17 protein-coding genes are annotated in these 19156 nt (G+C 71.9%); 3 read left to right on the plus strand and 14 right to left on the minus strand.

The genetic code is table 11. From position 1 onward, the window contains the following. Positions 1 to 120: 120 nt before the first annotated feature. The 4 genes from ACZ7J0_RS21735 to asnB form a co-directional block, all read right to left on the minus strand. Positions 121 to 1710: a class I tRNA ligase family protein gene (locus ACZ7J0_RS21735; protein ID WP_470889706.1), complete on the minus strand. Its 1590-nt coding sequence runs from the start codon at positions 1708 to 1710 to the stop codon at positions 121 to 123. Between the two features lie 31 nt (positions 1711 to 1741). Further along, positions 1742 to 2464 carry an SDR family oxidoreductase gene (locus ACZ7J0_RS21740; protein WP_470889709.1) on the minus strand — a complete coding sequence of 241 codons (723 nt, stop codon included), beginning with the start codon at positions 2462 to 2464 and terminating at the stop codon, positions 1742 to 1744. A gap of 134 nt (positions 2465 to 2598) precedes the next feature. Further along, complete coding sequence (locus ACZ7J0_RS21745; RefSeq protein WP_470889712.1) at positions 2599 to 3546, minus strand: PrpF domain-containing protein; 948 nt, start codon at positions 3544 to 3546, stop codon at positions 2599 to 2601. After that, a complete protein-coding gene (gene asnB, locus ACZ7J0_RS21750) occupies positions 3543 to 5354 on the minus strand; it encodes an asparagine synthase (glutamine-hydrolyzing) (protein ID WP_470889714.1) in 1812 nt (603 codons plus the stop codon). Before asnB ends, ACZ7J0_RS21745 begins: the two co-directional genes overlap by 4 nt. Before the next feature lie 147 nt (positions 5355 to 5501). Here asnB and ACZ7J0_RS21755 point away from each other — a divergent pair, with 147 nt between their 5' ends. Next, on the plus strand, positions 5502 to 6242 hold the full coding sequence (locus ACZ7J0_RS21755; RefSeq protein ID WP_470889717.1) for a PIG-L deacetylase family protein: 741 nt from the start codon (positions 5502 to 5504) through the stop codon (positions 6240 to 6242). Positions 6243 to 6361: 119 nt separating this feature from the next. Here ACZ7J0_RS21755 and ACZ7J0_RS21760 read toward each other — a convergent pair whose 3' ends face one another. Genes ACZ7J0_RS21760 through ACZ7J0_RS21770 form a run of 3 tightly spaced genes read right to left on the minus strand, consistent with a single transcriptional unit; the run spans position 6362 to position 8814 of the window. Further along, positions 6362 to 7171, minus strand: coding sequence for an ABC transporter permease (locus tag ACZ7J0_RS21760; protein ID WP_470889719.1), 810 nt, complete (start codon positions 7169 to 7171; stop codon positions 6362 to 6364). Beyond that, on the minus strand, positions 7168 to 8130 hold the full coding sequence (locus ACZ7J0_RS21765; RefSeq protein WP_470889721.1) for an ATP-binding cassette domain-containing protein: 963 nt from the start codon (positions 8128 to 8130) through the stop codon (positions 7168 to 7170). Before ACZ7J0_RS21765 ends, ACZ7J0_RS21760 begins: the two co-directional genes overlap by 4 nt. A gap of 12 nt (positions 8131 to 8142) precedes the next feature. Further along, on the minus strand, positions 8143 to 8814 hold the full coding sequence (locus ACZ7J0_RS21770) for a DUF4097 family beta strand repeat-containing protein (protein WP_470889723.1): 672 nt from the start codon (positions 8812 to 8814) through the stop codon (positions 8143 to 8145). Between the two features lie 225 nt (positions 8815 to 9039). Here ACZ7J0_RS21770 and ACZ7J0_RS21775 point away from each other — a divergent pair, with 225 nt between their 5' ends. Continuing rightward, positions 9040 to 9867, plus strand: a complete 828-nt coding sequence (locus tag ACZ7J0_RS21775; protein ID WP_470889725.1) for a helix-turn-helix domain-containing protein — start codon at positions 9040 to 9042, stop codon at positions 9865 to 9867. A gap of 140 nt (positions 9868 to 10007) precedes the next feature. Here ACZ7J0_RS21775 and ACZ7J0_RS21780 read toward each other — a convergent pair whose 3' ends face one another. The 5 genes from ACZ7J0_RS21780 to ACZ7J0_RS21800 form a co-directional block, all read right to left on the minus strand. Continuing rightward, positions 10008 to 11174, minus strand: a complete 1167-nt coding sequence (locus tag ACZ7J0_RS21780; RefSeq protein ID WP_470889727.1) for a hypothetical protein — start codon at positions 11172 to 11174, stop codon at positions 10008 to 10010. Positions 11175 to 11368: 194 nt separating this feature from the next. Continuing rightward, positions 11369 to 12037, minus strand: coding sequence for a response regulator (locus ACZ7J0_RS21785; RefSeq protein ID WP_470889729.1), 669 nt, complete (start codon positions 12035 to 12037; stop codon positions 11369 to 11371). 1 nt (position 12038) lies between these two features. Continuing rightward, complete coding sequence (locus ACZ7J0_RS21790; protein ID WP_470889731.1) at positions 12039 to 13283, minus strand: sensor histidine kinase; 1245 nt, start codon at positions 13281 to 13283, stop codon at positions 12039 to 12041. A gap of 5 nt (positions 13284 to 13288) precedes the next feature. Next, positions 13289 to 15466, minus strand: a complete 2178-nt coding sequence (locus ACZ7J0_RS21795) for an MMPL family transporter (RefSeq protein ID WP_470889733.1) — start codon at positions 15464 to 15466, stop codon at positions 13289 to 13291. A gap of 55 nt (positions 15467 to 15521) precedes the next feature. Further along, positions 15522 to 16520 carry an ArsR/SmtB family transcription factor gene (locus ACZ7J0_RS21800; RefSeq protein WP_470889735.1) on the minus strand — a complete coding sequence of 333 codons (999 nt, stop codon included), beginning with the start codon at positions 16518 to 16520 and terminating at the stop codon, positions 15522 to 15524. 128 nt (positions 16521 to 16648) lie between these two features. On the opposite strand from ACZ7J0_RS21800, the gene ACZ7J0_RS21805 reads away from it, so the two are divergent. Beyond that, positions 16649 to 17887 (plus strand): alpha/beta hydrolase family protein, encoded by a 1239-nt coding sequence (locus ACZ7J0_RS21805; protein ID WP_470889737.1) that lies wholly within the window; start codon positions 16649 to 16651, stop codon positions 17885 to 17887. A gap of 34 nt (positions 17888 to 17921) precedes the next feature. Here ACZ7J0_RS21805 and ACZ7J0_RS21810 read toward each other — a convergent pair whose 3' ends face one another. Together ACZ7J0_RS21810 and ACZ7J0_RS21815 are read right to left on the minus strand one after the other, a co-directional pair. Then, positions 17922 to 18584 (minus strand): maleylpyruvate isomerase family mycothiol-dependent enzyme, encoded by a 663-nt coding sequence (locus ACZ7J0_RS21810; protein WP_470889739.1) that lies wholly within the window; start codon positions 18582 to 18584, stop codon positions 17922 to 17924. Between the two features lie 5 nt (positions 18585 to 18589). Continuing rightward, positions 18590 to 19156: adenosylhomocysteinase (locus tag ACZ7J0_RS21815; protein WP_470889741.1), on the minus strand; the 567-nt coding region annotated here is incomplete at its 5' end.

Consider the following 19156-nt stretch of genomic DNA (forward strand, 5'->3'; position numbering starts at 1 on the left):
CGACGGCGCACGGCCACGCGGCGGGTGGGGGTTGTGCCGGGGATCAAAAGGCGGGGATTCCGGAATCGAGGGATCGGCGGTCAGGAGGTGGGGATCGGGCAGCGGGGACGCTCAGGGGGATCAGAACCCGAAGACGGGTCCCGACGGGGGTGCGAGCCGGGTGCCCGGGGCGGGCGCGGTCAGCGCCGCCGGGGACACCGGGCGGCCCGGTTCGACCCTGAGCGCCGCCGCGAGCCGGTCCGCGCCCTCCGGCATCACCGGCCGCGCCCAGGCGCTGAGCGCCGACGCCACCGCCAACTGCGCCGAGAGAGCGGGAAGATGGCGGCACGCGGCAGTCGGACGGCACACCTCATGGGCGTTGACATGACCGAAGTCGGCCATCGAGCGGACCATCTCGTCGAGGACGGCGACGGCCCGGCGCGGGTCGAACGCATCGGGGCCGTACGCCTCCCGCAGGTCCTCCACCCCCCTCAGCAACCGCCGCTCCAGGACGTCCCAGCCGGTGCCGCCGGGCAGCGCCGCCGGGACGAGGCCCGCGCACTCCTCGCGCACGGAGGCGAAGAGGCGGGACAACCAGCTGTTCCAGTTCTCGTCCAGCTCCCGGCGGGCGGATGCCAGCCGGTCCACATGGAAGGCGGTCCGCCGGCCCAGCGGACGGGCCTGCAGGACATGGCGGCGCAGCGTGTCGGAGCCGTACTCGGTGAGCAGGTCCAGCGCCCACAGCTTGTGGCGGGAGACGGAGTCGGCGCCGGTGGTGATGGTCCGGTCGTCGATGACGTACGACTCGTTCACGCAGAAGTCCTGCGGCAGCTTGATGCCCTGCGCGAGGAGCAGCACCGGCAGCAGCACGGCGTGGCAGAAGACATGGCCGAAGCCGCAGAAGTGGATGGCCCGCTCGGGCAGCGACCGGTCCTTGCCGTAGCCGAACAGATGCATCGCCGCGGCCTCGAAGCAGCCGTCGATCCGGTGCTCGGGGAAGCCGTCGACCGGGACCGCGAGGCCCCACCCGGCCGGGTGCGTCACCGCGATGTCCGGCAGACCGTCCTCGACCAGCGACTCGCACAGCGCGGCGAGGCGCGGCGGGAGGCCGGTGGCCCCCCAGTACTCGGCGAGGGCGTCCCGGAACGGCTCCAGCGGGACGTACAGGCGACGGCAGCGCTTGGGCAGTGCCGGGGTGTCGCACAGCGCGCAGCGCGGCTGGACGAGGTCCCCGCCGTCGTTGGGCCGGGCGCACTCATGGCACATTCCCCCGTCGCTGAGAGCGCCGCAGTGCGGGCAGGAGCCGGTGACGTGCGCGCCGTACAGCCAGCGCTCGCACGGCTCGCAGTACGGCAGCAGCCGGGTCCGGGCCGCGATGACACCCTCCGCGTGCAGCCGCTGGAAAAGGTCCTGCACCCAGCGGCCGTAACCGCGGTCCTGGCGTGGCCGCACGATGTGGTCGAACGCGACACCGGAGCGCAGCCAGTCCGCGGCGATCGCCGCCCGGTAGCCCTCGGCGACCTCCTCGGGCTTGCGCCCGGCGCGCAGCGCGCGCACCTCGACCGAGCTGGCGTGGTCGGCGGTGCCGGTGGTGAACAGCACCGCCTCGCCCTCGGCGCGCAGATAGCGGCAGAGGACGTCAGCGGCGACGTACGGTCCCGCGAGATGACCGATGTGGAGTTCGCCGTGGGTGGCGGGCGGGGTCGCGGTGATCCAGACAGGGGTGCTCATGGGACCTCCTTGACGCTGTCGTGCGGAGTGCTCAGCGAGGTTCGAAATGGAAGGAGCGGATGAAGCAGTCGCGCGGCTGCTCCACCGCGTAGACAATGCATTCGAAGAGCGCCTGGGTGGTGAGTTTCTCCTCGGGCGCCGCTCCCTCCCATTCCGCGAATCGCGGATCGGAGGTGGAGAAGTCCGGCGGATAGAGCGAGAACACCCGGACGCCGGACGGGCGCAGCCGCCGGGAGAGAATGTCGGCGAATCCGGCCTGGGCGCTCTTAGCCGTCCAGAACGCCTCGTGCGCGGCGGACGCGGAGGAACCCTCGGCGTCCCGCACGGCCACCATGTTCACGATGTCGGGGCGCTGCGACGACCTGAGCAGCGGCAGGAAGTGCTTGACCATGAGGACCGTGCCACCGGCGGTCGACTCGATCGTCTCCACGATCTCGTCGTCCGACGCGGCCTCCAGGTCCATCCCGTCGAGCCAGCGCGCACCATTGTTGACCAGCAGGTCCACCCGGTCGGTGTGCTCGCCGACCCGGCGCGCGAACTCCCTGATCTCGGCCGGCCGGCTCAGGTCGCAGCCGAAGGCGTGGATACGGTCGCGTGCGGAGCCCATCACTTCGGTACGGGTGCGCTCGGCGGCCTCGACCGTACGGGCCGACACATAGACCTCGGCCCCGAGATGGGCGAACCCGATGGCGAGCGCGCGGCCGAAATAGCGGGAGGCGCCGGTCACCACGACCCGCATGTTCTCGAATGTCATCCTCGTCTGGTCTCCCCACTGGGACGCGAATGCGGTCGAATACCCGCCGTGGCCTTCGGAATTGAGGGCGGCGGTGATGCGACTTCAGCGTGACAGAGGAAAGAAGGGAACGGCCCGGTGAGAGACCTGCGCATTCACGCCGTTGCGTGGATACGCCACGGCACATCGAGCCGGTCGAGGATCTCGGCGCGCTTGTGGTGGACGCTCACGCGGTCGGGGCCGGCGGAGAGGGAGACGGGTCCGCCGGGCGTGTCGACGGTCCCGTCCACCCGGGGGACGACCGTTCCGGGCAGCGCCGCGGCCGCCGCGAGGGCGGCGGCGCCGGTGAGGGCCAGCGTCGGGTGCCAGCCGCCGACGGTGACGGCCCTGACGGCCGTACGGCCCCCGTTGCCCGTGAAGGCCGCGATCTTCGGGAGGGCGGAGTGCGGGGGGAGCCCCAGGACACGGGCCGCGGCGGCCCGCAGGGCGAGGAGCCTGCGCTGGATGGACTCCCCGGCCCCGAACAGGGCGTCGCGGCCGTGGATCCCGAGGTGGGCGGCATCGACGAAGACGTACGGGTTGCCGTAACGGACGAGCGAGACGGGGACGGACCCGAGGACGTCGCGGGGCCGCCCGGTGGGCAGCGTGCCGGGGTCGCCGGGGGCGCGCAGGAAGTGCAGGGTATGGGCGGGGGCTGCCGGTCCCGGCGCCGGCCCGGACACCTCGGCAGGCGACTCCGCGACCGGCGACTCCTCGGGCTCGCAGACGACGACGTCGCCGGTCGTCACCGCCCGTACCCGCACGGCACCCGGCAGCCCGGACGCCTTCACGCACGCCAGCAGCGAGTGGCCGCAGCCCGTACGGAAGTCGAAGCCTCCGCCGGGAAGCGCCTGGACGAAGCGGTAGTCCAGGTCCCGGTCCGGGCGTCCGGCGCGCCCATAGAGGGCGATCTTGTTGAGACGGGCGTACGGCGTCGGGGCCAGCGCCGCCCGCAGCGCGGCCAGTTCCGCGCGCAGCGCCAGCGCCCCGCGCGGAAGTCCGGAGAGCTCCACCACGAGGGTCGGGCCGGGGGCGTCCACGGCCCGCACCACTGTGGCGATCACGCCGCGCAGCCGACCGGAATGCGCATCCCCTGGACGACCTCCGTCCACAGCTCGTGGACGGCCAGCGCCCACAGCGTGAGCGCGTCCCGGTCCGAGGGGCGCTCGAGCTGTCGGGCGAGCAGCCGCCGCACCCGCTCGGGCCGCACCTTGCCGCCGCGCCGGAGCCGCTCCGGCGACAGAAGCTCCCGTACGGGTTCCAGCAGCGGGCTGCCGGGGGTGAGCATCGCCGCGACGGGGAGGGTGAACGGCTGCTTGGGCCGGTTCAGTACGGACGCGGGCAGCAGCTCGCGGCCCGCGTCGTACAGCGCCCGCTTGCCGCGACGGGCGGAGGACGGAAGGGCACGGGCGTGCGCGGCGACCGCCGGCTGGCAGAACGGCAGCCTGGCCTCGACCGCCCAGGCCATGCTGAGGTGGTCGACGCGGCGGAGGTGGTAGGCGGGCAGCCGCCAGCGGGTCTCGAACGCGGTGATCGCGGTGAGCCGGTCGGTGCGGGCCGAACGCAGCTCCTGCTCGATCCGGTCGGCGGCGGAGCCCTGGTCGGCGATGTGGGCGCGGTACGCGGAGGTGTAGAGGTGCTCGCGGACCATCCGGGGCGCGGCGGACAGCGCGTCCGCGTAGGCGGCCGCCCAGTCGGTGCCGGGGGGCGCCTGGAGGGCGTCGCGCATCCGCTCGTACCCCCCGAAGAGTTCGTCGGCTCCGTCACCGGCGAGGGCGACGGTGAAGCCCGCTTGCCGTACGGCCCGGAACAACGCGTAGGTGCTCAGCGCGATGGGATCGGCGTTGGGCTGCCCGAGATGCCGGACCGTGCGCGTCAGCAGCGAGCCCAACTCGTCGGTTTCGACGACCACTTCATGGTGAATGGTCCGGGCGCGGCGAGCGACGGCGCGGGCATGGGTGTGCTCGGAGCCGGGCCACTTGCCCCGATAGGTGAGATGGAAGCTGTGCAGCGCGGGCGCACCCGTCTCGCGGGCGTACTCCGCCGTCAGCGCGGTGACCAGACCGGAGTCGAGCCCGCCGCTGGTGATCGCGCAGACGGGCACCTCGGCGCGGGCGAGTCGCCTGACCTCGCGGCGCAGTACGTCCTCGGTGGCCGTGGGACCGGCCGGGTGCGGGACGCCGGCCGGGGCGGACCGGTGCGGTGCGCGGCGCCGGACGAGCGGCTCACGACCGGGCCGTACGACGGCGGTGACGCCCGGGGGCAGAACACTGATGCCGTCGAGGGCGGTGTGCCCCGAGAACGGCGTGCGGGTGGCGAGGACGGTGTCGAGGGTGTCCTCGCGCGGGTCGATCCGCACGCCCTCGAAGGCGAGGAGTGCGGGGATCTCCGAGGCGAAGCGGAGAGCGCCGTCCGGGGAGCGGTGGAAGTGGAGGGGCTTCATACCCATGTCGTCGACTGCCAGGACGAGTTGAGGAGAGCGGAGGTCGAGGACCGCCACCGCGAACATCCCGTCGAGCCGCTCGGCGAAGCCGGGGCCGTACTCGGCGTAGAGCGCGGGCAGCACCGTGCCGTCGCACGCGTCGGGGAAGCGGTGGCCGCGCGCCGCGAGGTCGCGCCGCAGCTCCGCGTGGTTGTAGATCTCGCCGTTGAGGACGGCGACGATCCCGGGGAGATGGGGCAGCCGGTAGGGCTGCTGCCCGCCGCGGGGGTCGGTCACGGCGAGCCGGTCGCACCCGAGCGACCAGCCGGTCCCGCTGAGCACCTCGTGCTCGTCGGGTCCGCCGTGTCGCTGCCGGGCGGAGACCGCCGAGAGCTCGGCCGGCTCGGGGCGGGCCGCCCCGGCGGCGAAGGAGCCGAAAATCCTGCACATGCCGGTCGCCTCCGGTTCAACGTCTCACAGGCGTTGCGCCCAATGATTTGAATCTACCAATTTTTTGTATGGCGCGTAAGTGTCATGGCGCGAGTACGCCAGGGCGGCCGCCTTGCGAGTCCCCCGACCGCCCAACAGGCTGGCCGCATGGTGGACTTCGCGACCGAACCCATAGACCGCAGCGCCCCCGCGTCCCTGCTGGTGGTGGCCGCGCACCCGGACGACATCGAGTTCTGCGTGAGCGGCACGGTCATGCGCTGGGTCGCCCACGGCACCCGGGTCACGTACTGCATCGTCACGGACGGCGGCGCGGGCGGATACGACGAACAACTGCCGCGTCAGGCCATGGCGGATCTGCGCCGCGCCGAACAGGTCCACTCGGCGAAGCTCAGCGGCGTCCAGGACATCCGCTTCCTCGGCTACCCCGACAGCCTCGTCGAGCCGACCGTGGAACTCCGCCGGGACCTCTGCCGGGTGATCCGGGAGGTCCGCCCGCAGCGCGCGATCATCCCGAGCCCCGAGATCAACTGGGCGCGGCTCGCGGACCTGCACCCCGACCACCGCGCGGTCGGCGAGGCCTCCCTGCGCGCGATCTACCCGGAGGCCCGCAACCCCTTCGCACACCCCTCGCTCCTGAAGGAGGAGGGCCTGGAGCCGTGGATCGTCCCGGAACTGTGGCTCATGACGGGTCCGACGCCCAATCAGTACGTCGACGTCACCCCCGTCTTCGACCGCAAGGTCGAGGCCCTGCGCATCCACACCTCCCAGACGGCACACTTCGACGACCTGGCGGGCCTCCTGAGGGCCTGGCTCGGCGAACACGCGACGGCGGCGGGGCTGCCGGCGGGACGCATGGCGGAGGCGTTCCAGATCGTGAGGACGGAGTAGGGAGTCGCCGTCCAAAGAGGCCGCACACGAACGGGGCGGCGTACGCCGACCGGCTGTCGGTGTGCGCCGCCCTCGGGGTGGGACGAGTTGCGGGAGGTGGCCCCGCGTGGTCATGGCGGTTATTTCGGGTCGTCGTTGAACTTCGAGGTCGACCAGAAGTAGCCGAGCACCGCGAGGCCCAGGCACCAGGCGATCGCGAGCCACCCGTTGTTGCCGATCTCGGTGCCGAGCAGCAGGCCGCGCAGCGTCTCGATGGCGGGGGTGAACGGCTGGTACTCGGCGATGGGCTGGAACCAGCCGGGCATGGAGTCGATGGGGACGAAGGTGCTGGAGATGAGCGGCAGGAAGATCAGCGGCATGGCGTTGTTGCTCGCGGCTTCGGCGTTGGGGCTGATCAGCCCCATGCCGACCGCGATCCAGGTGAGGGCCAGGGCGAACAGGGTGACCAGGCCGAGGGCGGCGAGGCATTCCAGGGCGGTGGCGTCGGTGGTGCGGAAGCCGATGGCGAAGCCGACGGCGGCGACGAGGGCCACGCTGACGACCGATTGCAGCACGCTGCCGATGACGTGTCCGACGAGTACGGATCCGCGGTGGATGGCCATGGTGCGGAAGCGGGCGATGATGCCTTCGCTCATGTCGGTGGCGACGGAGACGGCGGTGCCGATGGTGGTGCTGCCGATGGTCATCAGCAGCAGGCCGGGCAGGAGGAAGGCGATGTAGTCGGAGCGGTCGCCGCCGACGCCCGCGCTCATGGTGTCACCGAAGATGTAGACGAAGAGCAGCAGCAGCATGATCGGGGTGAGCAGCAGGTTCAGGGTGAGGGACGGGTAGCGCCGGGCGTGCAGGAGGTTGCGGCGCAGCATCGTGGACGAGTCGCGTACGGCGAGGGAGAGTCGGGTCGGGCGGGCGGGAGCCAGGGGGGTGCTCATCGGACGTCCTCCTTGGGCTGGTCGGGGACGGCGGCGCCGCCGGTCAGGGCGAAGAAGACGTCGTCGAGGTCGGGGGTGTGCGTGGTCAGCTCGTCGGCCTGGACGCCGACGAAGTCGAGCAGGTCGAGGAGGGAGCGCAGCTCGCGCTGGCCGCCGTCGCTGGGGATCTGCAGCGCGAGGGCCTCGTCGTCCCGCGAGGCCTCGCGCAGGACGGAGGCGGCGCTCTGGTACGCGGACGGGTCGGTGAAGCGGAGCCGGACGTGTCCGCCGGGGATGAGTCGCTTGAGTTCCTCGGCGGTGCCCTGGGCGGCGATCTTGCCGTCGTTGAGCACGGCGATGCGGTCGGCGAGCTGGTCGGCCTCCTCCAGGTACTGAGTGGTGAGGAAGACGGTGACGCCGCCCGTGACGAGCTCGCGGATGATCTGCCACATGCTGTGGCGGGAGCGCGGGTCGAGGCCGGTGGTGGGTTCGTCGAGGAAGATGATCCGCGGGTTGCCGACCAGGGTCATGGCGATGTCGAGGCGGCGCCTCATGCCGCCGGAGTAACTCTGGGCGGGCTTCTTGGCGGCGTCGACGAGGTCGAAGCGCTCCAGCAGCTCGGCGGTGACGCGACGCCCCTCGCGCTTGGACAGGTGGTGCAGGTCCGCCATGAGGAGCATGTTCTCCTCGCCGGCGATCAGGCCGTCGACGGCGGAGAACTGTCCGGTCACGCCGATCGCGGCGCGCACGGCCTGCGGGTCGGTGGCGAGGTCGTGGCCACCGACGTGGATCTGGCCGCTCGCGGTGTCGGGGGAGACGAGGGTGGAGAGGATCTTGACGGCGGTGGTCTTGCCGGCGCCGTTCGGGCCGAGCAGGGAGAAGACGGTTCCTTCGGGGACGGCGAGGTCGATGCCGTCGAGGACGGTCTGGTCGCCGTAGGACTTGCGCAGCCCGTTCGCCGCGATGGCCAAGTTCGTCATGGGGGTGCTCCTTTACAGGCTGCGGGCGGTGATGTTGCCGTAGGCGGTGGTCGCGTGGATGTTCAGACCGGCGGCGGCGCCGTCGGTGTTCTTGAGGGTGTTGTGGATCCGGCCGTAGGCAGTGCCCGCGTCGAGGGAGGCGGAGACTCCGTGGGCGGCGCCGATGGAGATCTCGCCGTGCTCGGTGCGCAGGGTGACAGTGCCGTGTACAGCCTCGGCGATCTGGAGGTCGCCCTTTTGGGTGGTGATGTGTGCGGGGCCGCCGAGGCGGCCGACCGAGACGTCGCCTGCCTGAAGGGTGAGGCGGGCGCCCGCGGTCTCGTCGAGCTTGATCGCGCCGTGCGCGCTGTCGAGGGTGACGTCGCCGAGCCGTCCGACGCCCCGGAGTTCGGCGCTGGCCGTCTTCGCCTCGACGCTGGAGCCGGCCGGCAGCTGGACGGTGACCTCGACGGATCCGGAGGGGCCGAAGTACTGGTTCTTCGCCGCCGGGGCCTCGATCCGCAGGACCCCGTCGCCGTAGGCGACCGCGATCCCCTCCGCCGCCTTCACGTCGCGGCTCTTCGAGGCGTCCGCGGGCAGGACCTCGACGGTGGTGTCGGCCCGGTCGGCGGCGATGAACCGGATGCGCCCCGCGGGGATGTCGAGAACGGCGGAGATCGGGGCGGTGGTGTCGAACTTCTGCATGGTGTACTCCTGGGCTGCTCGTGTTTCTGACCTCGCAAACGCTACGTTGCGTTTGAGGATCCTTCAACATATTCGTTGCGAAGAATCGCTATCAGTGCAGCTCAGAGGCAAAGAATCGTTGCAATGGACATGAATTCAATGCAACAGCACACCACCCTGTCGTTGCAATGGGTGGAAAGTGAACGCTATAGTTGGGGCCTCAAGGAACCCCGAAGGGAGATCCCGATGCCGGGAGGCAGGCTCACCCAGCAGGAACGCCAGCAGATCGCGCTGGGGTTGGCCGACGGCCTCGCCTACGCGGAGATCGCCAGACGTCTCGACCGCCCCACCTCGACGGTCACGCGTGAGGTGATGCGCAACGGCGGCCCCGCCGCCTACCGGGCCGACCTGGCCCACCGCGCCACCGAACGCCGCGCCCACCAGCGCAGGCAGGCCGCGCCCCGGGGGGCGCAGGCGCCCCCGCAGGCCCACGGACGCGACGCCGAGGCCGTGCGCGAGTACGAGGAGGCCTTCACCACCCTCCTCATGCGATCGGGCCTGCCCAAGATGATGTCCCGGGTGCTGACCTGCCTCTACACCACCGACGCGGGCAGCCTCACCGCGTCCGAACTGGTCCAGCGCCTTCAGGTCAGCCCGGCGTCCATCTCCAAGGCGGTCACGCTCCTCGAAGGCCAGGGCCTCATCCGCCGGGAACGCGACGAGGGCCGCCGCGAGCGCTACCTCGTCGACAACGACGTCTGGTACCAGGGGATGGTCGCCAGCGCCCAATCCCACGCCCAACTGGCCGATACCGCACGGCAGGGCGTCGACATCCTCGGCCGCGACACCCCGGCCGCCACCCGCCTCGAGAACATCGCCCGCTTCGTCGACTTCGTCGGCGAGAGCATGATCCGCGCCGCGGAGCAGGCCCGCGACGTCCTCTACACGAAACCGGACGCGACCTCGGGCGACACGGCCGCGCCTGGTTCAGATCGCGAATGCACCGTGAGGGTCACAGACCAGCACCCGCCGATTGCCGGGCAGGCCGGCACCCGCCCGGCGGCCGGCCCCTGAGCCGAGCCCCAGAAGACTCCACACCACTGCCGCGAAGCTCCGACCCGGCGGCCGCCGGCCCTCCCCCGCGACAAAGCAAGCGGCCGCGCCGGGGCGGGCGAGCCCTCTCAACGGCGCCGACCCCCGCCCCGACGCCCCTGTCAGCGCTCGTAGTTGGTGAGCACGCAGCCCTCCACCCGGGACTTCTCCAGACGGTAGCTCGCCGGCGCCGTGAAGCCCGGTTCGCAGTTCAGCGTGAGGAACTGCAGCTGGTAGAGGCCGTCGCGGATGCCCTTGTTGTTGGTCTCCACCGCGATGTTCTCGCCGACGAGCAGCCTGCTCGCCGTCGCCGAGAGGCGGCCGTCCTTCAGGTCCTCCTGCTGCGCCGCCTTCGCCCTGAGCTGCAGGGTCTTCATGTCGTCGACCACGTCGAGCCAGTTCAGGTCGTGGGCGCGCCGCGCCCCCGCCGGGGTCCCGCAGATCGCACGGGCCTCGACGCCCCAGGAGCGGTGCTCGCCCACGACGACGGGCTGGTAGTCGATGGACTCGGTGGCGAGGGCCTCCTGCTCCGTGGAGTAGTTCGTGCAGTCGACGGTGTGGGGGTGCACCAGCTTCTTCAGCTCGTCCAGGCTGTCGGCACTGGGCAGGCCGAGACTGCCCTGCGCGGGCTGCCCGGGCTTCTCGGACCCGCCCTCCGCCGCCGGGTCCCGGGGGGCCTCGAAGTTCGGGCTGCCCTTGCCGTCCTCGCTGTTGACGAAGTCGCTGAGAACGCAGCCGTCGACCAGCGCCTTCTCCCGCTTGTACCCCTCGGGCACGGACCCCGTCGGGTTGCAGGTGAGGACGCGCAGATCCGACCGTGACAGCGCCACGGCCGTCTTGGTCCCGGTCGGCGTGACGGCGAAGTTCTTGCCGACGAGGACGCGGCTGAACAGTCCGTACGTGGGCTCCCCCGCCTTGATCCTGGCCATGACCCGTTCCTTGTAGCCCGCCTGGAACGCCTTCATGTCCGAGGTCATGTAGAAGATGATCTCGCCGCGCTCGACACGGTCGCTGCACACGCCCCGCTCGGTCACGGACCACTTCCCGACGTTCGTGAACTCGGTCAGTGGCAGCCGCCCGTCGTTCGGCTTGGTGCTCATGTCCTCGCAGGAGGCGTACCGCTGTACGTACCGCTGTGCCTCGGCCAAGGAGCGCGGGGCGGATTCGGTTTCGTCCGTCGGAGCCGCGGCGGGCCCGGCGGAGCCCGTGGGCTTGGTGTCCTCGCACGCGGCGAGCGCGGGGAGCAGGGCGAGGGCGGCGGTTGCGGCGAGTATCCGCGTGAGGCGCATGGGTCGCTTTCGTCCAAGGAGGCAGCTGGGGGGTGACGTGCACAGGCTAAACAGCCCCAAGAACGCCGATCAAAGCCCCCACCCCAACGTGCCCCGGCCTCCGCTCTCTTCGGGCCCTTCAGGGACTGCCGCCAGGCACGTCCCACCACGCGACTCGCCAAAAGCAGGCCGCACGTGGGACCCCACGAACGCCCTCAAGCACGGCCACCTCTGACCAGCAACCCCCGTTCCAGTGCCACCACCACCGCGTGCGTGCGGTCGCTGACGTCGAGCTTCGCGAAGACACGCAGGAGGTGGGTCTTCACCGTGGCCTCCGCGATGACCAGGCGTTTGCCGATGTCCGCGTTGGAGAGGCCGTCGGCCACCGCGTTCAAAACCTCCACCTCGCGGGTGGTCAGGGCCACCGGGGCGGGCCGGCGCATCCGGGCCACGAGGCGTTCGGCGACGCGGGGCGCGAGGACCGTTTCGCCGTCGGCCGCGGCGCGGATGGCGGAGGCGAGCTGCTCGCCCGTGGTGTCCTTGAGGAGATAGCCGATGGCACCCGCCTCGACGGCCCGTTCGATCTCGACGTCGGTGTCGTACGTGGTGAGGATCAGCACCCGGGTCGCGGCCGGCCCGGCGACGATCTCGGCCGTGGCGCCGACCCCGTCGAGGACCGGCATCCGCAGGTCGAGCAGGGCCACGTCGGGCTGGAGGCGCTCGACGAGTTCGACGGCCTCCCGGCCGTTGTCCGCCTCTCCCACGATCTCGATGGCCGGGTGCGGGGCGAGCAGAGCGGCCACTCCGGCCCGCATGACCGTGTGGTCGTCGGCCAGGATGATCCGGAGCTTCGTCGGGGCCCTGTCCTGCGGCACTTGCGACATGTCACACCTGTCCGTTCGTGGGAGTGGGCAGCCCGTTCATCGTGCTCGACCGTCCGTCGTCCGTCGTGGGGATCACGGCGAGGACCCGCGTACCGTCGCCGACCGAGCTCGTGACCGTGAGCTCGCCGCCCAGTTCGGCCAGGCGCTTGCGCATGCCGTCGAGGCCAAAGCCCCGCGACTCCTCCACCACGAAACCCCGGCCGTCGTCGGTGATCTCCAGTTCGACGCCGTACGTGTACGGGGTGAGGACGACGCCCACCGTGGAGGCGTCCGCGTGCTTGCGCACATTGGCCAGCGACTCCTGCAGACAGCGCAGAAGCGCGATCCTGGCCGGCTGGTCGCACGCGACGTCCGGCAGTTCCGCGTCGACGGCGAGACCGGTGTCCTCCGCGAACCGGTCCAGGGTCCGGCGGAGGGTGACGGCCACCTGGCCGGGGGTGAGACCGCTCTGCGGGGCGGAGCCGACCAGGACACGGGCCTCGGCGAAGTTCTCCCGTGCCGTGTTCTCGATGGAGAGCAGCTGCTGGGCGCTTCGCCCGGGATCGGTGCCGAGGCCCGCGCGGGCCGCCTCGGCCAGGACAATGATGGAGGCGAACCCCTGGGCGAGCGTGTCGTGGATCTCCCGTGCCAGCCGTTCGCGCTCGTCGGCCGCGCCCTGACGGCGCAGCCCCTCCGCCTGCGTCCGCTCCAACCGCTCCTGCGCCGCCTCCAGTTCGGCGGCGAGGCGACGGGCCCGCTCCTCACTTTCCGCGACGAGTCGCCGCATTCCGAGGCCCAGCAGCACGCTCGCCGCGTAGCCGATCAGGGTGGCGACGACGTTGCCGGTGAGGAGTTCGCCCTCCGGGCCGTGGCGCAGGAGGTGCCCGGCCACCGTGGCCGCCGCGCCCAGGCCGCTGAAGGCGATCGACGCCCCCGGGCTCCCCGCGTAGATCCAGAAGTGCGGCAGTGAGATGACGAACAGCGCCGCGCCGCCTTTGAGCAGGCAGGACATCGCCCCGAGGCCGAGGACGAGCACGCACAGGTAGCCACGCGGGCGCAGGACGGTGTTGCCCGGGAACAGCCCCACCGTCGCGTACGCCACGGCCAGGACGACCAGCAGCCCGAACACTCCCGCCTTCGTCGCGGCGGGTGCGTCCGCCACGGAGATCGCGGGCGGCACCAGGCCCAGGAGCACCCACAGCACGGCGTTCCACCGGTGCAGCGCCGGTACCGGCAACTGGGGTGCGGGCTGAGGTCGTTGATCCATACTGGTCAGCCTACGTTCACCGGTCGGCGGGCCGCCGGGGCGGAATCTCGCGCCCGGCTCACACCGCGCGACGGCCACCAGCTCGCCTCACCGAGGATCAGCATGAGGGCCGGCAGGATCACCATGCGGATGACGAAGGCGTCGAGCAGGACGGCCACCGCCAGGCTGAAGCCGATCTGCTTCATCTCGATGAGGTGCAGGGCGGCGAAGCTCGCGAACACCGTCACCATGACGACGGCGGCGCTGGTCACGACTCCGGCGGAGCTGCCGATGCCCTCGATGACGGCCTTGCGGGTGGGCACGCCGCTCAGCGCGGCCTCCCTGATCCGGCTGATGACGAACACCTGGTAGTCCATCGACAGACCGAAGAGGATCACGAAGAGGAAGAGCGGGACCCGCGAGCCGATCGACCCCGTGGAGGTGAAGTCGAGCAGCCCCTCCGCCCAGTCGCCCTGGAAGACCAGGACGAGCAGACCCAGCGAGGCAGCCGCCGAGAGCAGGTTGAGGACCACCCCGACCAGCCCGAGGACAACGGACCGGAAGGCCCACACCGTCATGGCGAAGGTGACCAGGAGGAGCGCGCCGATGATCAGGGGCAGTTTCTGCTTCTGGTGTGCCGGATAGTCGGCGTAGCGGGCGACGTCCCCGGTCACCGCACTGTCGACTCCGGTGAGCAGACCCACGGTGGCCGGCAGGTGGGTGTGGCGCAGGCGTTCCAGTGAGTCCTGGGCCGCTTCCGTGCTCACATAGTGCGGTACGGGCATCTCCAGCAGGGTGATCCGCCGGTCCGGCGAGACGCGCAGCAGGGGCGCCTGGGAGTGGGCGGCGCGGGCGAGTTCACGCAGGGCGCCGGCCACCTCGTCGGCACGGTCCGGCTCGGCGCGTACGACGACCTGGTGCATGGCCTTCAGCTCGGGGAACGCCGCGTTCAGCCGGTCGTAGGTCTGCATCGCGGGGACGGTGCGCGAGTGGGTCTCGCGGCCCATGTCGGTCAGGTTCAGGCCGAGCAGCGGCGCCGCGAGGGCGAGCAGGGCGAGGACGCCGACCGTCAGCGTGGCGGCGGGACGCCTGCTCGTGGCTCCCAGAACGGCGGCGGTGACGCGGCCGGGGCCGGTCCTCCGCCGCCTCGGTCGTCCGGCCGCGCCCTGGCGTCGGGCCGCCCGTCGCTCGGCGCGGTCACCGAGCTTGGCCAGCAGCGCGGGCAGCACCGTCAGCGAGCTGACGACGGCGACGAGGGTGACGACGATCGCGCCGGTGGCGATCGAGGAGAAGATGACGTCGTCCGCGAGGTACAGCGTCGCGCTGGAGACGGCGACGGCGAGACCGGAGACGACGACGGCACGTCCGGAGGTGGCGGCGGCGAGCTCGACCACGGCCCGGGAGGTGAGCCGGCCACCGGCCTTGGCCCGTTCCTCCCGTTCGCGCTTGAGGTAGAAGAGCGTGTAGTCGACGCCGACCGCCAGACCGATCAGCAGGATGACGTTGGTACCGACGCCCGCGTCGGGGAAGGCGTGCGAGGCGAGCATCGACAGGCCCACCGCGGCGGCGATCGAGGAGAGCGCCAGCAGCAGCGGCACGGTGGCCATGGCGACCGACCGGAAGACGAACAGCAGGGCGATCAGGGTGACCGGCAGCGCGATCATCTCGGTGCGCGAGAGGTCGTCGCCGCGCAGCTTGTCGACGCCCTTGCTGATGGACGGGCTTCCGGTCTCCTCCACCCGGAGAGCGGGGTGGGCGGCGCGCACCTCGGCGGTCTGTGCGAGCAGCGGGTCGACGTGCTTCTTGCCGTCGAGCTCGGGGCCCTTCAGCGTGATGTCGACCCGGACGGCCGTCCCGTCGGCCGCGCGCACCGGAGCGGCGACCGAGAGCACCTCGGGCAGGTTCCTCATCCGCTCGGTGATGTCCCTTGCGGCGGCGTCGGCGGCCGCACGGTCCAGTACGGCCGTACCGGGCGCGGCGGAGATCAGTACGCGCTCCACGGGCCTCTGCTGGAGCCCGCCTTCGGCCGCCATGGCTTCCGCGCGGCCCGCCTCCCCGACCCGGAAGTGCTCGCTGGTGGCCGGGTTGCTGCCGACGGAGAGCCCGGCGGCGAGGCACAGGACCACGAAGAGGAACCAGCCGCCGATCGCGCGCCAGGGGTGTCCGGCGCTCCAACGGGCCATGCGTACAGTCGGATTCGTCATGGCATCCATGCTGGTCGGAGCCGTGGGACCGCCGACAGCCTCGCCCGGTTGAACCTCATGTCCACCGGTCGGTGGACCCCCGCCCCTCAGCCGGTCGCGCCCGCCGCTGGACCAGCAGGCCACCCAGCGCGGTGCGCCGGTGCAGGACCGCCCGTCCGGCACGGACCGTGGTGATCAGCCCGGCCGCGCGCAAGGCGCCGGTGTGGGCGGAGACGGTGGCGTTGCTGACCCGCAGCCGCCTGGCCAGCTCGCTCGTGGTGTGCTGCTCGGCGAGCAGGAGGAGGAGGTCGGCCCGGGTGCGGCCGAGCACCCCGGTCAGCGCGTCCTCGACGCTGCCCGCCCCCTCGGGAGAGAGCGGCAGGCCCGGTCCGGCCGGGTACGTCAGGGTCACGGGCCGGCCGGGCAGGTCGGAGACCAGCGGATGCCCACCCCAGTGGAACGTGGGCCGCAGCTCCAAGCCCCGGCCTCGCGGGCTGATCTCCCGGTCGAAGGGCGCCTCGAACTCCCAGATCCCCTCGCGCAGCCCGGAGCCGGGCACGAGCGCGGCCAGCGCGGCGCCGATGCCTTCCTCGGCCGCGGTCAGGGCGTAACGGGTGAACTCGCCTCGGTGGAGGTCCTGCACCACGGGCCATACGGGCCGTACGACCGTGTCGAAAGCCGCCCGCTGGGCGCGCCGCAGGAGGCGCCAGGCGTCGTCGTCGCCGCGGTGCAGATCGCGGACCCACGGCGGGGCGGGAAGCGTGGCGTGGACGCGCTCGATCTCGGCGCGGACGAAGGCGGTGCCGAAGGAACGGACGGTGTCCAGACCCTCTTGCAGGTCATCGCCGAACACATCGAGGAAGGACGGCGCGTCGCGGCCGGGGACCAGATCCCCCAGCGGTTCGACGGCGGGCGGCAGGGCGTGGAGCAGCCGTCGTCTCCAGCGGCCGAAGAGCAGGTCGTCGTCCGGGCCGACCATCCTCATGAGGGCGGCGTTGAGCTCTGCCAGCGGCGCCGGCCGGGATGCGAACCGGACCGTGGCGAGGTCCACCGACGTGACATGGATCCGGATCACTACGCTCCCCCGCGGCCGCGCGCCATCGTTGAGGGCAGGACCTCAACGCTCGCCCGTTCTCCCCGCCCGGAACCAGCATGCCGGAAGGCGTACGACGCCGAACTCACCGACAGATCAAGGGGGAACGCGTGTTTCACGACAAGCCCGTGGGCCGGAGGACCGTCACCAGGTCGGCCGCAGTGGCCGCCGCGCTGCTGGTCACCGGCGCGACCACGACCCGGGCCGCGCGGGCGCAGGGGGCGCAGGACCGCCGTGGCCGGCGAAGCGCCCGAGCGGGCGCCCTGGACGGCCTCACGCTGCGGCTGCCGGCGCCGACCGGCCCGTACCGGATCGGGGTCACCACCCTGCACCTGATCGACCGGGCCAGGCCCGACCCGTGGGACAGCGCCCTCGGCGTCCGCGAGGTGATGGCCACGGTCTTCTACCCGGCCCGTACCGGCCACGGCCACCCGCTCGCGCCGCACATGACAGAGGGTGCCGCCGGGTGGTTCGCGGCGATCGACACCGTCCATGCGCACCCGCAGTTGCCGAAGAGCGGGGTGAACTGGGCGGCCACCCTCACCCATGCGCACACCGGCGCTCCCGCGGTCCCCGTCCGCCGGCCGGTCCTGCTCTACAGCCCCGGAGGCGGCGATCCGCGCACCCTCGGCACCGGGACCGCCGAGGAACTGGCGAGCCACGGCCATGTCGTCGTGACCGTCGACCACCCGGGTGAGACCAGCGAGGTGGAGTTTCCCGACGGTCGGGTGCGGTGTCTCCAGCGCCCTCCGGGGACGGACAGCGCGTTCTTCCGCACCATGATCGACGCCCGGCTCGCGGACGTCCGCTTCGTCCTGGACCAGCTCAGGGAGGTGGCGGCGGGCCGCAACCCCGACGCGAGCGGCCGGGCGCTGCCCGCGCACCTCGGCCGCGCGCTGGACCTGCGGCGGGTGGGCGTCTACGGCCACTCCGCCGGCGGCACGACCGCCGCCCAGGCGATGTACGAGATCCCCGGCATCGGCGCCGCGGTCGACATGGAGGGTTATCTGGACACTCCGGCGGGAGAGCTGCTCCCGGTCGCCCGGGACGGGGTGGACCGGCCGCTGCTCCTGCTGGGCACCGACGGTTTCCGCGACGACCGGATCGATCGCTCGTGGTCGGCGATGCTCGCCCACCCGGGCGGGCGCACTCGCCGACGGCAGCTCGACGACGCCACTCACTGGGTGTTCACCGACTACGGGACGATGGCGCCGCAGTTGCGGTCCGCCGGGCTGATGACGGCGGCGCAGCGCGACGCGCTGGTCGGCGCGATCGGCCCGGCGGAGTCGGTGCGGTGGGTGCGGGGGCGGGTGCGGGCCTTCTTCGCCCGGCACCTGCCGCCGCGCTGACGGGCTTCCCGCGAACGTCTGCCCACCACCCGCCTCACCGGTAGATGAGCAGTTCCTGCTCCGTCGCGCCCGTCAGGGTGTAGCGGGTCGCGACCAGGGGGCGGCCCGCGTAGAGACGGATCAGGGTGGACGCGTCACCGCGGAAGCGGGCCGGGGGTCGGTCCTCGATCGCGTTGCCGAGGTCCAACCACCCCGGACGCTCCGCCAGTTCGGCCACCAGCCGCGGGGTCTCGCGCCTGCGGCTGGCGGTGATCAGCAGGGGCAGGGCGAGGGGGAGACTCTTCCCGCAGTAGGCGCCCGGCTCGCCGAACGCCTCGCGGACGTCGCCGGCGTGCACCCACTCCCCCAGCGCCACCGCGTCGAGCGTGCCGTCGCTCGCGGCGATGGCCGGCCCGGCTTCGGTGAAGCCGCGCTCCAGCTCGTCGAGGATCCTGGTCAGCGGCCACTCCTCGCGCTCGGCGACGTCCGAGGCGTTGGCCTCGGGCAGGAAGACACCCTCCTCCAGGCGGCCCTCGACGATCCGTACGAGGGCCGCAGCGCAGTGGGCGAGCACCTGCCGGGCCGTCCAGCCCGGGCAGGCGGTGCGCAGCTCGTACGCGGCCGCGGGCGTGCGGCGCAGTAACGGCATCAGTGCGTCCCGTTCGGTCCGCAGCAGCCGGTCCGGGAGCCAGGGGTCGCGTACCTCGTCGGCTGCCATCGGGATCAGTAGCGGTAGTGGTCGGGCTTGTACGGGCCCTCGACCTCGACACCGATGTACGCCGCCTGCTCCGGACGCAGCGTCGTGAGCTTCACGCCCAGCGCGTCCAGGTGCAGCCGGGCCACCTTCTCGTCCAGGTGCTTGGGCAGCACATACACGTCGGTCGGGTACTCCTGCGGCTTCGTGAACAGCTCGATCTGCGCCAGCGTCTGGTCCGCGAACGAGTTGGACATCACGAACGACGGGTGCCCCGTGGCGTTGCCCAGGTTCAGCAGACGACCCTCCGACAGCACGATGAGCACCTTGCCGTCCGGGAACGTCCACGTGTGGACCTGCGGCTTGACCTCGTCCTTCACGATGCCCGGCACCTGCGCCAGACCGGCCATGTCGATCTCGTTGTCGAAGTGACCGATGTTGCCCACGATGGCCTGGTGCTTCATCCGCGCCATGTCCGACGCCATGATGATGTCCTTGTTACCCGTCGTCGTGATGAAGATGTCCGCGCTCTCCACCACATCGTCCAGCGTGGCCACCTGGTAGCCGTCCATCGCCGCCTGCAGCGCACAGATCGG

It is taken from the genome of Streptomyces sp. NPDC038280, assembly GCF_055600045.1.

Coding starts and splice junctions, on each gene's coding strand:
- ACZ7J0_RS21735 (WP_470889706.1), bottom strand. CDS start 1,710: ATGAGCACCCCTGTCTGGATCACCGCGACCCCGCCCGCCACCCACGGC.
- ACZ7J0_RS21740 (WP_470889709.1), bottom strand. CDS start 2,464: ATGACATTCGAGAACATGCGGGTCGTGGTGACCGGCGCCTCCCGCTAT.
- asnB (WP_470889714.1), bottom strand. CDS start 5,354: ATGTGCAGGATTTTCGGCTCCTTCGCCGCCGGGGCGGCCCGCCCCGAG.
- ACZ7J0_RS21755 (WP_470889717.1), top strand. CDS start 5,502: ATGGTGGACTTCGCGACCGAACCCATAGACCGCAGCGCCCCCGCGTCC.
- ACZ7J0_RS21760 (WP_470889719.1), bottom strand. CDS start 7,171: ATGAGCACCCCCCTGGCTCCCGCCCGCCCGACCCGACTCTCCCTCGCC.
- ACZ7J0_RS21765 (WP_470889721.1), bottom strand. CDS start 8,130: ATGACGAACTTGGCCATCGCGGCGAACGGGCTGCGCAAGTCCTACGGC.
- ACZ7J0_RS21770 (WP_470889723.1), bottom strand. CDS start 8,814: ATGCAGAAGTTCGACACCACCGCCCCGATCTCCGCCGTTCTCGACATC.
- ACZ7J0_RS21775 (WP_470889725.1), top strand. CDS start 9,040: ATGCCGGGAGGCAGGCTCACCCAGCAGGAACGCCAGCAGATCGCGCTG.
- ACZ7J0_RS21780 (WP_470889727.1), bottom strand. CDS start 11,174: ATGCGCCTCACGCGGATACTCGCCGCAACCGCCGCCCTCGCCCTGCTC.
- ACZ7J0_RS21785 (WP_470889729.1), bottom strand. CDS start 12,037: ATGTCGCAAGTGCCGCAGGACAGGGCCCCGACGAAGCTCCGGATCATC.
- ACZ7J0_RS21790 (WP_470889731.1), bottom strand. CDS start 13,283: ATGGATCAACGACCTCAGCCCGCACCCCAGTTGCCGGTACCGGCGCTG.
- ACZ7J0_RS21795 (WP_470889733.1), bottom strand. CDS start 15,466: ATGACGAATCCGACTGTACGCATGGCCCGTTGGAGCGCCGGACACCCC.
- ACZ7J0_RS21810 (WP_470889739.1), bottom strand. CDS start 18,584: ATGGCAGCCGACGAGGTACGCGACCCCTGGCTCCCGGACCGGCTGCTG.